At 71.0% G+C, this 14,007-nt stretch carries 9 protein-coding genes; 7 read left to right on the top strand and 2 right to left on the bottom strand.

The window, feature by feature from the left end; translation table 11 throughout:
* The first annotated feature begins 90 nt into the window (after window positions 1-90).
* Together ACIBBB_RS21255 and ACIBBB_RS21260 are read left to right on the top strand one after the other, a co-directional pair.
* Window positions 91-264, top strand: a complete 174-nt coding sequence (locus tag ACIBBB_RS21255; RefSeq protein ID WP_398984182.1) for a hypothetical protein — start codon at window positions 91-93, stop codon at window positions 262-264.
* A 126-nt stretch (window positions 265-390) separates the two neighbouring features.
* On the top strand, window positions 391-3,435 hold the full coding sequence (locus ACIBBB_RS21260) for an AAA family ATPase (protein ID WP_398984452.1): 3,045 nt from the start codon (window positions 391-393) through the stop codon (window positions 3,433-3,435).
* Here ACIBBB_RS21260 and ACIBBB_RS21265 read toward each other — a convergent pair.
* Window positions 3,407-4,318 (bottom strand): helix-turn-helix transcriptional regulator, encoded by a 912-nt coding sequence (locus ACIBBB_RS21265; protein WP_398984184.1) that lies wholly within the window; start codon window positions 4,316-4,318, stop codon window positions 3,407-3,409. The genes ACIBBB_RS21260 and ACIBBB_RS21265 overlap by 29 nt on opposite strands.
* Window positions 4,319-4,417: 99 nt before the next feature.
* Window positions 4,418-5,563: a PQQ-dependent sugar dehydrogenase gene (locus ACIBBB_RS21270; protein WP_398984186.1), complete on the bottom strand. Its 1,146-nt coding sequence runs from the start codon at window positions 5,561-5,563 to the stop codon at window positions 4,418-4,420.
* A 240-nt stretch (window positions 5,564-5,803) separates the two neighbouring features.
* Here ACIBBB_RS21270 and ACIBBB_RS21275 point away from each other — a divergent pair, with 240 nt between their 5' ends.
* The 5 genes from ACIBBB_RS21275 to ilvC all read left to right on the top strand — a co-directional run bounded on the left by ACIBBB_RS21275 (window position 5,804) and on the right by ilvC (window position 13,936).
* A complete protein-coding gene (locus ACIBBB_RS21275; protein ID WP_398984188.1) occupies window positions 5,804-6,742 on the top strand; it encodes a 2-hydroxyacid dehydrogenase in 939 nt (312 codons plus the stop codon).
* Window positions 6,743-7,237: 495 nt separating this feature from the next.
* A complete protein-coding gene (locus ACIBBB_RS21280) occupies window positions 7,238-10,150 on the top strand; it encodes a putative bifunctional diguanylate cyclase/phosphodiesterase (protein WP_398984454.1) in 2,913 nt (970 codons plus the stop codon).
* Between the two features lie 210 nt (window positions 10,151-10,360).
* A complete protein-coding gene (locus ACIBBB_RS21285; RefSeq protein WP_398984190.1) occupies window positions 10,361-12,247 on the top strand; it encodes an acetolactate synthase large subunit in 1,887 nt (628 codons plus the stop codon).
* 35 nt (window positions 12,248-12,282) lie between these two features.
* Window positions 12,283-12,810 (top strand): acetolactate synthase small subunit, encoded by a 528-nt coding sequence (ilvN, locus tag ACIBBB_RS21290; RefSeq protein ID WP_078074922.1) that lies wholly within the window; start codon window positions 12,283-12,285, stop codon window positions 12,808-12,810.
* A gap of 127 nt (window positions 12,811-12,937) precedes the next feature.
* Window positions 12,938-13,936, top strand: a complete 999-nt coding sequence (ilvC, locus tag ACIBBB_RS21295; protein WP_398984192.1) for a ketol-acid reductoisomerase — start codon at window positions 12,938-12,940, stop codon at window positions 13,934-13,936.
* Window positions 13,937-14,007 lie beyond the last annotated feature (71 nt).

Genomic DNA, 14,007 nt, shown 5'->3' on the forward strand with positions numbered 1-14,007 from the left:
GCGGCACTCGCCCGATGCGGGCGCACCCCCTGGGGGACGAATGTTGAGGCATCGCAGGACGCCACAACACTTCGTGACAGGGGAGTCGGGATGTTCGAATACGAGATGCACCGGATGCGGGCGGCCGAGCTGATCAGTGAGGCCGACAACCGGCGGCTGATCCGCCAGGTCCGCAAGGCCCGCAAGGAGGCGGCGCGAAACGCCCGCGACAAGGGCGAGGGGCGGGTGGACTCGCTCCGCGCCCGCTTCGAGCGCGCGGCGTGACGGGCGTACGGAGATGGGCGCCCGCCCCGGCCTCCTGAAGATGCCGACCGGCGGTCGCCGCACGTGCCGGCGGTGCGTGCGGTGACCGCCGCGAAAACGAGTGCCGCGCTGTCAGACCCCTGTGCGATGCTCGGGATCGTGGAGACCAAGTCCGTCAGTCCCGTGTTCGTCGGTCGTGACGGCGAGCTGACCGTACTCACCGAAGCGCTCGCCCGCGCCGCCGCCGGTGAGCCGCAGGCCATGCTCGTCGGCGGTGAGGCGGGGGTCGGCAAGACCAGGCTCATCGAGGAGCTGACCTCGGTGGCCTGCGGCGAAGGCGCCGTCATCGCGATCGGCGGCTGCGTGGAGATCGGCGGCGACGGTCTGCCCTTCGCACCGTTCTCCGCGGCTCTGCGCGCCCTGCGGCGGCGCCTGCCCGAGGAGATCGCCGCGGCGGCCGAGGGACAGGAAGGCGAACTGGCCAGGATCCTGCCCGAGTTGGGCCCCTCGGAGAGCGGCGCCCTGGGCGAGCACGGCAGGGCCAGTCTCTTCGAACTCACCGTCCGGCTGCTGGAGCGCGTCGCCGCGGGCCGCACCGTCGTCCTCGTCCTGGAGGACCTGCACTGGGCGGACGCCTCCACCCGCCATCTGCTCGCCTATCTCTTCCGTACGCTGCGACGCGGCCGGCTCCTCGTCATCGCCACCTACCGCGCCGACGACATCCACCGCCGCCACCCCCTGCGCCCGCTCCTCGCGGAGCTGGACCGGCTGCGTACGGTCAGCAGGATCGAACTCTCCCGCTTCAGCCACGCCGAGGTCACAGGGCAGCTGCGCGGCATCTTCGGGGACGAGCCGGCCCCTCGGCTGGTGGACGAGATCTTCGGGCGTTCCGACGGCAACGCGTTCTTCGTGGAGGAACTGGCCGTCGCCATCGAGGCCGGCTGCCGCTCCGGACTCACCGACTCCCTGCGCGATCTGCTGCTCGTCCGTGTCGAAACGCTGCCGGAGAACGCCCAGCGGGTCGCCCGGATCGTCGCCGAGGGCGGCGCCACCGTCGAGTTCCCCCTGCTGCTGGCCGTCGCGCAGCTCTCCGAGGACGACCTGATCGAGGCGCTGCGCGCCGCGGTCGGCGCGAACATCCTCCTCACCACGGCGGACGGCGACGGCTACCGCTTCCGGCACTCGCTCGTCCGCGAGGCCATCAGCGACGACCTCCTCCCCGGCGAACGCTCCCGGCTCAACCGCCGCCTCGCCGAAGCCCTGGAGGCCGACCCCTCCCTCGTACGGGACGACGAGCGCACCACCCGCCTCGCCAGCTACTGGTACTACGCGCACGACGCGGCGAAGGCCCTGCCCGTCGTCCTGCTCGCCTCCGTCGAGGCCCGCCGGCGCTACGCCCACGCGGAGCAACTGCGGCTGCTGGAGCGCGCCATGGAGCTGTGGGACACGGCGCCCGAGTCCGTACGCGCCCGCCTCAGACCCCCGGACGACACCGAGGTCCACCCGGCCGCCGCCGACGGCGCGAGCGCCCCGCTGCGCTACCTCGACCTGCTGTCCGAGGCGACCGTCGCGGCACGCTCGGGCGGCGACCGCGAGCGGGCCCTGGCGCTGTCGAAGAAGGCCATGCGGGTGCTGGAGACCGTGGACGACCCGCTGCGCGCCGCCTGGTTCTGGACCCAGCGCTCCCGGCTGGTCCAGGACCTCTCACGCAGCGACGGCTGGGCCGAACTGGCCACCGCCCAGGACCTGGTGCTCGGCCTCCCGCCGTCCGCCGTCCATGCCTCCGTCCTCTCCGACGTCGCCGGCTGGGGCGCCCTGCACCGTCCCGGCGCCAACAGCCTGGCCGCCGCCGACCGCGCCGTGGAGTACGCGCGCCTGGTCGGCGCGGAGAACATCGAACTGAACGCCAGGATCACGCGCGGCTGGCTCACCACCGAGGCGGGATCGATCGAGGAGGGCCTCGCCGAGATGTACGCGGTACGGGACCGCGTCATCGAACTGGGCAATGTCGCCGCCCTCCCGCTCCTGGGCCGCATCACCATCAACCTGCCGTCCACTCTGGAGAGCGTGGGCCGCTCCGAGGAGGCGGTGGCCGCCGCCGAGTTGGGCATCACCCTCTGCCATCAGCGGGGTCTGACCGACAAGGAGGCCTGGGTCAGGGCCAACCTGAGCGAATCCCTCTTCTCGCTCGGCCGCTGGACCGAGGTACAGACCGCCATCGACGAAGCGGCCCGGATCGCACACACCCCCAAGGCACGCGCCCTGGTGGCCGTACGGCGCGCGACGCTCGCCCTCGGGCGCGGCGACTTCGCCGAGGCGGAGAGCCAAGTGGCCTTGGCCCGCGCGGTCTTCGGGCCGCACGACCCACAGCCGCAGCATGTCATCGGCCCGACCAGGCTGGCGATGGTCAGCGCCGCGCGGCAGGGCCGGCTCGCCGAGGCCCGCGTCGAGTTCGAACAGGTCGTCGCGCACGGCTTCCCGCCGGGCATGCAGCGGTACGCGCTGCCGCTGCTCTGCTCCGTCGCCGGGATGGAAGCTGACGCGCGCGGACTGCCGGAGGCCGACGCGGGACGGGACGCGATCCTGGCGACCGTCCGCGACCAGGCGAAGCGGCTGCCCGCCGTCGTCCCGGTCTGGCAGGCGTACGACCTGCTGCTCGAAGCCGAACTCGCCCGCGCCGACGGCATCGTCGCCCCGAAACTGTGGGCCCGCGCGGCTGCCGCCTTCGAGGCGCTGGCCCGGCCGCACGAACTGGCCAACGCCCGCTATCGCTGGGCGGCGGACCTCCTCGCCGCGTCCGCCGACCGGGAGCAGGCCGCCGCCCTCCTGGTCCGGGCCCACACCACGGCGAAGCGGCTCGGCGCACGCTTCCTCGTGGAGCAGACCGAACTCCTCGCCGGCCGGGCCCGCATCAGCCTCGCCACCACCCCCCGGGTCGCCCCGGCATCCGATCCGCAGGCCGACGCCGTCAGCTCGCTGGGCCTGACCCCGCGCGAACAGGACGTCCTGCGCCGGGTCGCGAAGGGCCGCAGCAACCGCCAGATAGCCGAGGAGCTGTACATCTCGCCCAAGACGGCGAGCGTGCACGTCTCCAACATCCTGGCCAAGCTCGGTGTCTCGGGCCGTACGGAAGCGGCGGCGATGGCGCACCGTCTCCAGCTCTTCAGCGACCTGGAACCGACCCACCTCTAGGCCGTCCTGTTGGGCGGGCATCCGCCGGCGGGGCGGCCGGCGGAAGCCGCTCGGCGTCGCCCCGGGCGGCGAGGTGGCCCAGAAGCTGAAGCCGCTCGTACGAGTCCGACCCCGGCTCGGCGTGGTACGTCACCAGCATCTGGCCGGGCGCGCCCGCCAGGGCGAACTTCTCGTAGTGCAGGTCGAGATCGCCGACCAGCGGATGCCTGATGAGGCTGAGCCCGCTCGTCGAGTGGCGTACGTCCTGCCGCGCCCACAGGCCCCGGAACCGCTCGCTGCGCAGGCTCAGCTCCCCGACCAGCTCGATCAGCCGGGGATCGTCGTTCCGTCCGGCGTCCGCGATGAGCGAGCGCAGATACGCGACGGCCTTGGCGGTGGTGGCGTGCCAGTCCCGGTAGAACTCGCGCATCTCCGGTTCCAGGAACAGCGCGCTCAACGTGTTCACGCCCGGCGCGAAGTACGGGTTCAGCGCCACGGCCATCGGGTTGGCCGCGAGCGTGCCCAGATACAGGCCCTGGACCTGCGCGGGCGTACTCCACTGGTCGATCAGGGCGGACACACCCGCGTCGGCCTTCTCCGCCCTCGGTGTCCGGCGCCGCGCCGACCGGGCCGGTCGTGCCAGCTGAGCCAGATACCTTGCCTCGGTGCCGTCCAGCTGAAGCGCGCGGGCCAGGCTCTCCAGCACCTGATCGGAGGGGTGCCGGTCCCGCCCCTGCTCCAGCCGGAGGTAGTACTCGGTGCTGACACCCGCGAGGAGCGCCACCTCCTCGCGGCGCAGCCCCGGCACGCGCCGACGCTCACCGGGCGGCAGCCCGGCGTCCTCTGGCCGGATCCGTTCGCGCCGGGTGCGCAGATAGTCGCCCAGGGGGCTTCCCGATTCCATACCTCCAACGGTAGGCGCGCGCGAGAAGCCAGTCCTGTCCCTGTCACCACCAGGCCGGCGGGCGCCCCCGGGCCCCGCCCCGCCGTCGGGTCGCCTCCGCTACGTGATGTCCACCCGAACGATCTTGTCGTCTCCCGGCTCCGGGGTGCCCCGGCCGTCCGTATTGCTCGTCAGCAGCCAGAGCGCCCCGTCCCCGGTCGCCACCACGGTTCGAAGACGGCCGTGCTCGCCCTCCAGGAAGGCCTGGGCGTCGGCCGACGGTTTCACCCCGGCCAGGGGGATCCGCCAGAGCCGCTCACCGCGCAGGGCCGCCATCCAGATGGACCCCTTGGCGAAGGCGATACCGCTCGGGGACGCGTCGGCCGTCCTCCACTCCTCCACCGGGTCGACGAACCCGGGCTTCCCGGCCCTGCCCTCGGCCTCCGGCCAGCCGTAGTTCTTCCCCGGCTCGATCAGATTGAGCTCGTCCCAGGTGTTCTGGCCGAACTCCGACGCCCACAGCCGCTTCTCCGAGTCCCAGGCGAGACCCTGCACATTGCGGTGCCCGTACGTGTACACGACCGAATCCGCCTCCGGATTGCCGTGCGCAGGCTCGCCCTCCGGGGTCATCCGCAGAATCTTCCCGCCCAGGGACTTCTTGTCCTGCGAGAGACCCGTCTCACCCGACTCGCCCGTGCCCGCGTAGAGCATCTTGTCCGGACCGAAGGCGATCCGGCCGCCGTTGTGGATGTTGCCCTTCGGGATGCCCCGCAGGATCGTGTCCGGCGCGCCCAACTGCTGGCCCACCGGCCGCTTCGGGTCGTACAGCATCCGGGCGATGCGGTTGTCCGAGTCCGTCGTGAAGTACGCGTACACATAGGTGTCCGAGGCGAACGACGGGGAGATCGCGAGGCCCAGCAGACCGCCCTCACCGCCGGGGGAGACCCCGGGCACCTCACCCACCTCTGTCTTCTTGCCGTTCTCCGCGTCGACCCGTGTGATCGTCCCCTCGTCACGCGAGGAGACCAGCAGATCGCCCTCGGGCAGCGCCGCCATTCCCCACGGCGACTTGAGGCCCTCGGTCAGCGTGGACACCACCTTCGCCGAGCCCTTCGCGGGCGGCGCCGACGGCTGCGCCTCGCCGTCCGGCGGCGTCGCCCCGTCGGACACAGACGCGGACGGGGAACCCGCCGGGCCCCCCGACTCCGCCCCGCCGTCGGAGGACGAGCACGCGGTCACCACGAATAGCGCCGCTGCGGCCAACATGGCCGTCACTGGAGCACGTTGCACGGTCTTGATCCCTTCGACGGCTGCGTCTCTACGTTTCATACACCGCGACCCGCGTCCAGGTTCCCATCGACCCGGTATCCGTGCCACGAGTCCCGAGCCGCCGACTGCGCGGCGAGCGCGCCGCGGCCCGCCCGGCTCGGCGGGCCCCGCTCCGGGAGCCACAGGCCCAGGGCCCGCTCTTCAACGCCCCCATGGGTGTCGCATAGCCTCCCGACCATGACTTCAGACGTATGGCTGCCGATCCCGGCCGACGAGATCGAAGGGCTCCCCGAGGGCCTGGACTACCGCCACTGGGACGGGGGCGAGGACTACCCCGCCGACCCGGCCGACTGCGCCTTCTACGTGGTCCCGTACATGAAGGGCATGGAGGTCGCGCTCCGGCCGCTCGCCGCGATGACCTCCGTACGCGTCGTACAGACCCTCTCGGCCGGCATCGACCACGTGGCACCCGGGCTCGGTTCGCTGCCCTCCGGCGTGCGCCTCTGCAACGCCAAGGGCGTCCACGAGGCCAGCACCGCCGAACTCACCGTCGGGCTCGTCCTCGCCTCCCTGCGTGGCATCCCCGGTTTCGTCCGGGGCCAGGACGCCGAGGAGTGGCGGTCCGGCTTCTACCCCGCGCTGGCCGACAAGTCCGTGCTGATCGTCGGCTACGGCTCGATTGGCGCCGCCATCGAGGACCGGCTCGCGCCCTTCGAGTGCGCGCGGGTGGCGCGCGTGGCGCGCTCCGCCCGCGCCACCGAGCGCGGTCCCGTGCACGCACTCACCGATCTGCCGGATCTGCTTCCGGAGGCCGACATCGTGATCGTGTCGACGCCGCTCACCGACGAGACGAAGGGCCTCGCGGGCGCGGAGTTCCTGGCCCGCATGAAGGACGGCGCGCTGTTCGTGAACGTCGCGCGCGGCCAGGTCGCCGACACCAAGGCGCTCCTCGCCGAGCTGGAAAGCGGAAGGATAAAAGCCGCTCTGGACGTCACTGATCCGGAACCCCTCCCGGCGGGCCACCCTCTCTGGCATGCTCCGGGTGTCCTCATCAGCCCTCACGTGGGCGGATCCACCTCGGCCTTCATGCCGCGCGCCAAGCGCCTGCTCGCCGACCAACTCACCCGCTACGCCGCGGGAGACGCTCTGCGCAACGAGGTGCTCACCACCGGCTGAGTCACCGCCGATCCGCACTCGGGATCGACAAGTCCCCTGCTCGTCACGGAGAGTAGAAGAACTATGTCCCTGAGTGACGAGTCTGGTGTATCGTCCCGATCTGGGGGCCGCGTCGTGCGGGCGGCGTGGCGGAGCGATCAGAATCCGAGGGGGGCGACGGGCGATGTACTGCCGATGGACGAACGATCCGACGCGGAAGGGCCGCCCACGACGGCCTTCGAACCCGACGGGGCCATGCCCGGTGACGCGAACCACGCTGACGCACACCTCGCCAACGTGCGTCTCGCTGACGCGCATTCGGCGGATGCGCACGTCACCGGCGCGCATCTCACCGGCGCGCATCTCACCACCGGCGTGCACAGCGCCGACGCGCATCCCGGCGACGCACACGTCACCACCGCGCGTCCCACCGGTCAGTCTCTCCCCGACCCGTATCCCACCGGCGCCCGCACCGAGCGCGTCGGCGGTGACGGCGACACCCTCAGAGGTGACCCCGTGAGCGCCCCCGGGGCGCTCCTCGGCCGCCGCACCGCCCCGGGCGACGGCGCCGACGGCGGCAACGTCGGCGGAGGAGGCGGCGGCTCGGGCCTCCTCGCGCAGCTCCTCCTCGCCCTGATCTGCGGCGGTTACGCCACCGGCGCGGCCCTCGGCTGGGGCTCCCCTGAAGTGGCTCTGTTCATGGGCGACTTCGGCCTCAGCATCGCCGCCCTCATCGCCTCCATCTCCTGCTTCCTCTACGCCCGCGGCAACGACAGCCGCTTCCGGCCCGCCTGGCTGCTCTTCTCGCTCTCCTCCGCCATGGCCGCGGGAGGGAACGCGGTCTGGGGCTGGTACGAGGTCGTGCTCGACCAGCCCGTACCGAGCCCCTCCCTCGCCGACCTGTTCTTCCTCTGCTTCGCGCCGCCCGCCATCGTCGGCCTGCTCGTCCTGGCCAAACGCCCGGTCAGCAAAGCCGGTTGGGTCTGCCTCGGCCTCGACGCCTGGCTGATCGGCGGCTCGCTCCTCACACTCTCCTGGAGCCTGGCCCTCGCGCACACCACGCACTTCGACGGCGAGACCGTCGCCCACGCCGCGCTCTCCCTCGCCTATCCGCTGCTGGACATCGTGCTCGTCAGCATGGTGCTCGCGCTGCACTTCCGGCGCTCGGCCGGCAGCCGTACGGCCATCAACTCCGCCATCGCCGCCCTCGCTCTCACGGTCCTGTGCGACGCCCTGTTCACCTCCCCGCTGCTCCGGGAGACCTACCGCTCGGGCCAGCTGCTCGACGCGGGCTGGTTCGCCGGCTCCCTGCTGCTCGCCTACGCGCCCTGGGGCGTCCGCAGCGCCGCCGAGACCGTGCCCGCACCGGTGCGGGCCCCTCGCCCCTCCAGGCATTCCAGCAGGCCGATCGCGGGTTCCCTGGCCGCCCTCACGCCGTATCTCGCCGCCGCCGTGTGCACCCTGGGGATTCTGTACAACGTCATCGAGGGCCGCCGGGTCGACCGCGTGGTGGTCCTCACCGGCTGCACGGTCGTCCTCGCCCTGGTCGTACGGCAGGGCATCATGCTCGTCGACAACATCGCGCTCGCCCATGAACTGGCCCAGAAGGAGAACCACTTCCGTTCCCTGGTCCAGGGATCGAGCGACGTCATCATGATCGCCGGACCCGAGGGCACCCTCGACTACGTCAGCCCCGCGGCGGCCGGGGTCTACGGACGTGAGGCGGACGGCCTCGTCGGCGCCCAACTGGAATCGATCATCCACCCGGACGACCGCGGCCGGGTCAAACGCGAAGTACGCCGCTTCCTCGCCGCCCCTCCCGCGGAAGAGCCCACCACCCGCATCGAATGCCGCTTCAAATCGGGCTCGGGCGACTGGCTGAACGTGGAATCGACCGTCAACCGGCACCAGGGCGGCCTGATCCTCAACAGCCGCGACGTCACCGAACGCGTCAGGCTCCAGGCCCAGTTGCAGCACAACGCCGAGCACGACCCGCTCACCGACCTGCCCAACCGCGCGCTCTTCACCGAGAGGGTCCGCCAGTCCCTCTCCGGGCGCCGCGCGGGCGACCCCGGTACGGCGGTGCTCTTCATCGACCTCGACGGTTTCAAGGGCGTCAACGACCGCCTCGGCCATCAGGTCGGCGACGAACTGCTGATCCACGCGGCCCGCCGCCTCCAGGACTCCGTACGGGCCGGGGACACCGCCGCCCGCCTCGGCGGGGACGAGTTCGCCGCCCTCATCCTCGGTGACGGCACCGACGACCAGACCGCCCGGGAGTACCAGGTCCACGAGATCGCCGACCGGCTGCGCCTCAGGCTCTCGCAGCCGTACCGCATCGAAGGCAACGATGTCCGCGTCGCCGCCTCCATCGGAGTCGCCTTCGCCGAACCCGGCATCACCCCCACCGACCTGATGCGCAACGCCGACCTCGCGATGTACCGAGCCAAGGCGGGCGGCAAGGACAGGGTCGAGCTGTACGCCCCCCAGATGCAGGCCGACGTGGTCCGCAGGACCGAGCTGGCCGTCAGGCTCCGCACCGCCCTGCGCGACGGCGAGTTCGCCCTCCTGCACCAGCCCGTGGTCGACCTGGCCACCGGGCAGATCTCCGCCGTCGCCGCACAGGCCCGCTGGCGCTCCGCCCAGGGCATCCTCTTCACGCCCGCCGAGTTCTTACGCGTCGCCGACGACAGCGACCGCACCGCCGAGTTAGGACGCTGGCTGCTCGAAGAAGCCGTCGAGCAGGCCGCCGAGCGGGGCCGGACGGGCCACCTGGTCCCGGTCACCGTCCGTCTCTCCGCCCGCAGGCTGCTCGACAGGTCCATGCCACTCGGCTCCATCGAGGCCCTCCTGACCCGCCACGGCCTCCCCTCGGGCGCCCTGCTGATCGAGCTGGCCGACAGCGACCCCCGCACGTCCATCGACGAGCTGGAGCACCGCCTGGTCGCGCTGCGTCGGCTGGGCGTACGGATCGCGCTGGACGGCTTCGGCAGTGGCTACGCGGCGATAAACGCACTGCGCAGGCTTCCCATCGACGTAGTGAAACTGGACCGAGGGCTGGTCGAGGGCGTCGTCGAGTCCGCCAGGCTGCACAAGATCACGGCCGGGCTGCTCCGGATCGCCTGTGACCTGGGCATGGTCTCCGTGGCCGAGGGCGTCGACGTACCGGAGCAGGTGCTCGCGCTGCGTGCCATGGGCTGCACCCACGGCCAGGGCATGGCCTTCTCCGGCCCCCTCGACGAGTACCGGCTGCGCCGCGCGCTGGTCCGCGGCGACTATCCGCTCCCCGGCGCGGCCCCGCTTCCCGTGTTCACCGGAGGCTCACTGCCCGTGCGCCGTACGCGCGCGGCGACCCCCGACATGATCCCCAGGCCGATCACCCGACCCTCCGTGCGCTCAAATGTTGAGACGCCGGTCCCACCCACTTGACAGTGGTAGCGCGTCAGAGGGAGGGTCAATGCCATGCGCACTCGAATTCTCGTACTTGGACAGCGCGTCGGCTGAAGCAGTGCCCACCACCGGCTCTGTAGACCGCACCGACGCGCTCCCCTCGCCTGCCTCCCGGCACGAGGGGTTTTTTGTTGTACTGGCACAGCCCAAACCCACGCAAAAACCCTCAGCTTCGAGAAGAGACCGACGATGACCGAGCAGGCCACCGGGGCCCACCCGACGCCGCGCGCCCGTAACGGCGGACCCACATCCGCCACCGTTGAGCACGTCACGGGCGCGCAGTCCCTCATCCGCTCTCTTGAGGAAGTGGGGGCCGAGACCGTATTCGGCATCCCCGGCGGCGCCATCCTCCCCGCGTACGACCCGATGATGGACTCCACCCGGGTCCGCCACATCCTCGTCCGCCACGAGCAGGGCGCCGGCCACGCGGCCACCGGCTACGCGCAGGCCACCGGCAAGGTCGGCGTCTGCATGGCCACCTCGGGCCCCGGCGCCACCAACCTGGTCACCCCGATCGCCGACGCGCACATGGACTCCGTGGCGCTCGTGGCGATCACCGGCCAGGTCGCGAGCAAGGCGATCGGCACGGACGCCTTCCAGGAGGCGGACATCTGCGGCATCACGATGCCGATCACCAAGCACAACTTCCTGGTCACCAAGGCCGAGGACATCCCCCGTACCATCGCCGAGGCGTTCCACATCGCCTCCACGGGCCGCCCCGGCCCGGTCCTGGTCGACATCGCCAAGGACGCCCTCCAGGCGAAGACCACCTTCAGCTGGCCGCCCACCCAGGAGCTGCCCGGCTACCGCCCGGTCACCAAGCCGCACGCCAAGCAGATCCGTGAGGCCGCCAAGCTGATCACCCAGGCCAAGCGACCGGTGCTGTACGTGGGCGGCGGCGTCCTCAAGGCCGGTGCCACCGCCGAGCTGCGCGTCCTCGCCGAACTGACCAACGCCCCCGTCACCACCACCCTGATGGCGCTGGGCGCGTTCCCCGACAGCCACCCGCTGCACGTGGGAATGCCGGGCATGCACGGTGCGGTCACCGCCGTCACCGCGCTGCAGAAGGCCGACCTGATCGTCGCCCTCGGAGCCCGCTTCGACGACCGTGTCACCGGCAAGCTGGACAGCTTCGCCCCGTACGCGAAGATCGTCCACGCCGACGTCGACCCGGCCGAGATCGGCAAGAACCGTGCCGCCGACGTGCCGATCGTCGGCGATGCCCGCGAGGTCCTCGCCGACCTCGTCCAGGCGGTCCAGGCCGAGCACACCGAGGGCAACGTCGGTGACTACAGCGCCTGGTGGCGCGATCTCAGCCGATGGCGTGAGACGTACCCGCTCGGCTTCGACCAGCCGGCGGACGGCAGCCTCTCCCCGCAGCAGGTCATCCAGCGCATCGGCCAACTGGCCCCGGACGACACGATCTACGCGGCGGGCGTCGGCCAGCACCAGATGTGGGCCGCCCACTTCATCGACTACGAGCAGCCCGCCACCTGGCTCAACTCCGGCGGCGCGGGCACGATGGGCTACGCGGTCCCCGCCGCGATGGGCGCCAAGGCCGGCCGGCCCGACCGCACGGTCTGGGCGATCGACGGCGACGGCTGCTTCCAGATGACCAACCAGGAACTGGTCACCTGCGCCCTCAACGGCATCCCCATCAAGGTCGCGATCATCAACAACGGGGCGCTGGGCATGGTCCGCCAGTGGCAGACCCTCTTCTACAACCAGCGTTACTCCAACACCGTCCTGCACAGCGGCCCCGACGTGGCCGCGGGCGGCTCCTTCGAGGGGTCGGGCCGCGCGGACGACGCGAAGCCCAACGGCGGCACCCGGATCCCGGACTTCGTGAAGTTGTCCGAGGCCATGGGCTGCGTGGCGATGCGCTGCGAGTCCCCGGGCGACCTGGACGCAGTGATCGCCAAGGCCAACTCCATCAACGACCGCCCCGTGGTGGTCGACTTCATCGTCCACGAGGACGCCCAGGTCTGGCCGATGGTCGCCGCGGGCACCTCCAACGACGAGGTCCTGGCCGCCCGGGGTGTGCGCCCCGACTTCGGCGACAGCCTGGACGACTGAGCCGGATGCCGAGAGCGAGAGAAAGAACGACGAAAATGTCTTCCAAGCACACCCTCTCCGTCCTGGTGGAGAACACCCCCGGCATCCTCGCCAGGATCGCCGCCCTGTTCTCCCGGCGCGGCTTCAACATCGACTCACTCGCGGTGGGTGTCACCGAGCACCCCGACATCTCCCGCATCACCATCGTGGTCAATGTCGAGGACCTGCCGCTCGAACAGGTCACCAAGCAGCTCAACAAGCTGATCAACGTCCTGAAAATCGTCGAACTCGAGCCCGGCGCCGCGATCCAGCGCGAGCTCGTCCTGGTGAAGGTCCGCGCCGACAACGAGACCCGCTCCCAGATCGTCGAGATCGTGCAGCTCTTCCGCGCCAAGACGGTGGACGTCTCACCCGAGGCCGTCACCATCGAGGCCACCGGATCGAGTGACAAGCTCGACGCGATGCTGAAGATGCTGGAGCAGTTCGGCATCAAGGAGCTCGTCCAGTCCGGCACGATCGCCATAGGGCGCGGCGCACGGTCCATCACGGACCGCAGCCTGCGGGCGCTCGACCGCAGCGCGTAGCCCGTGCCCTCGGAGCCGTACGGCATCCCGGTTCGTATGCCGAGACCGTGAGACTCCCTTTACCCGCCCCGCCGTACGGTGGGGCGCACACAGCGACACCCAGTTTGCACACCAAGGAGAAGACCCAGTGGCCGAGCTGTTCTACGACGACGATGCCGACCTGTCCATCATCCAGAGCCGTAAGGTCGCGGTCATCGGCTACGGCAGCCAGGGCCACGCCCACGCGCTGTCGCTGCGTGACTCGGGTGTCGACGTCCGGGTCGGCCTGCACGAGGGTTCCACGTCCAAGGCGAAGGCCGAGGAGCAGGGCCTGCGCGTGGTCACGCCCGCCGAGGCGGCCACCGAGGCCGACGTCATCATGATCCTGGTGCCGGACCCGATCCAGGCGCAGGTCTACGAGGAGTCCATCAAGGACAACCTGAAGGACGGCGACGCGCTCTTCTTCGGCCACGGCCTCAACATCCGCTTCGGCTTCATCAAGCCGCCCGCGGGTGTCGACGTCGCGATGGTCGCCCCGAAGGGCCCCGGCCACCTCGTCCGCCGTCAGTACGAGGAGGGCCGCGGCGTGCCGTGTATCGCGGCCGTCGAGCAGGACGCCACCGGCAAGGGCTTCGAGCTGGCCCTGAGCTACGCGAAGGGCATCGGCGGCACCCGCGCCGGCGTCATCAAGACGACCTTCAGCGAGGAGACCGAGACCGACCTCTTCGGTGAGCAGGTCGTCCTCTGCGGTGGTACCTCCGCGCTGGTCAAGGCGGGCTTCGAGACGCTGGTCGAGGCCGGCTACCAGCCGGAGATCGCGTACTTCGAGTGCCTCCACGAGCTCAAGCTGATCGTGGACCTGATGTACGAGGGCGGCCTGGACAAGATGCGCTGGTCGGTCTCCGAGACCGCCGAGTGGGGCGACTACGTCAGCGGCCCGCGCATCATCACGGACCAGACCAAGGCCGAGATGAAGAAGATCCTGGCCGAGATCCAGGACGGTACGTTCGCCCAGAACTGGATGGACGAGTACCACGGCGGTCTGAAGAAGTACAACGAGTACAAGAAGGCCGACAGCGACTCGCTGCTGGAGAGCACGGGCCGTGAGCTGCGCAAGCTCATGAGCTGGGTCGACAACGACGCCTGAGCCGTCCGAGGTGCCGGGCCCCTGCCTCGGGTCCGGCACCGGGCGGGTCGAGGGACGCCCGTCGCGCCGGT

The sequence above is a fragment of the Streptomyces sp. NPDC051217 genome, from assembly GCF_044455465.1.
GTDB lineage: Bacteria > Actinomycetota > Actinomycetes > Streptomycetales > Streptomycetaceae > Streptomyces.

Coding starts and splice junctions, on each gene's coding strand:
- ACIBBB_RS21260 (WP_398984452.1), top strand. CDS start 391: ATGCTCGGGATCGTGGAGACCAAGTCCGTCAGTCCCGTGTTCGTCGGT.
- ACIBBB_RS21265 (WP_398984184.1), bottom strand. CDS start 4,318: ATGGAATCGGGAAGCCCCCTGGGCGACTATCTGCGCACCCGGCGCGAA.
- ACIBBB_RS21285 (WP_398984190.1), top strand. CDS start 10,361: ATGACCGAGCAGGCCACCGGGGCCCACCCGACGCCGCGCGCCCGTAAC.
- ACIBBB_RS21255 (WP_398984182.1), top strand. CDS start 91: ATGTTCGAATACGAGATGCACCGGATGCGGGCGGCCGAGCTGATCAGT.
- ilvN (WP_078074922.1), top strand. CDS start 12,283: ATGTCTTCCAAGCACACCCTCTCCGTCCTGGTGGAGAACACCCCCGGC.
- ACIBBB_RS21275 (WP_398984188.1), top strand. CDS start 5,804: ATGACTTCAGACGTATGGCTGCCGATCCCGGCCGACGAGATCGAAGGG.
- ACIBBB_RS21270 (WP_398984186.1), bottom strand. CDS start 5,563: ATGTTGGCCGCAGCGGCGCTATTCGTGGTGACCGCGTGCTCGTCCTCC.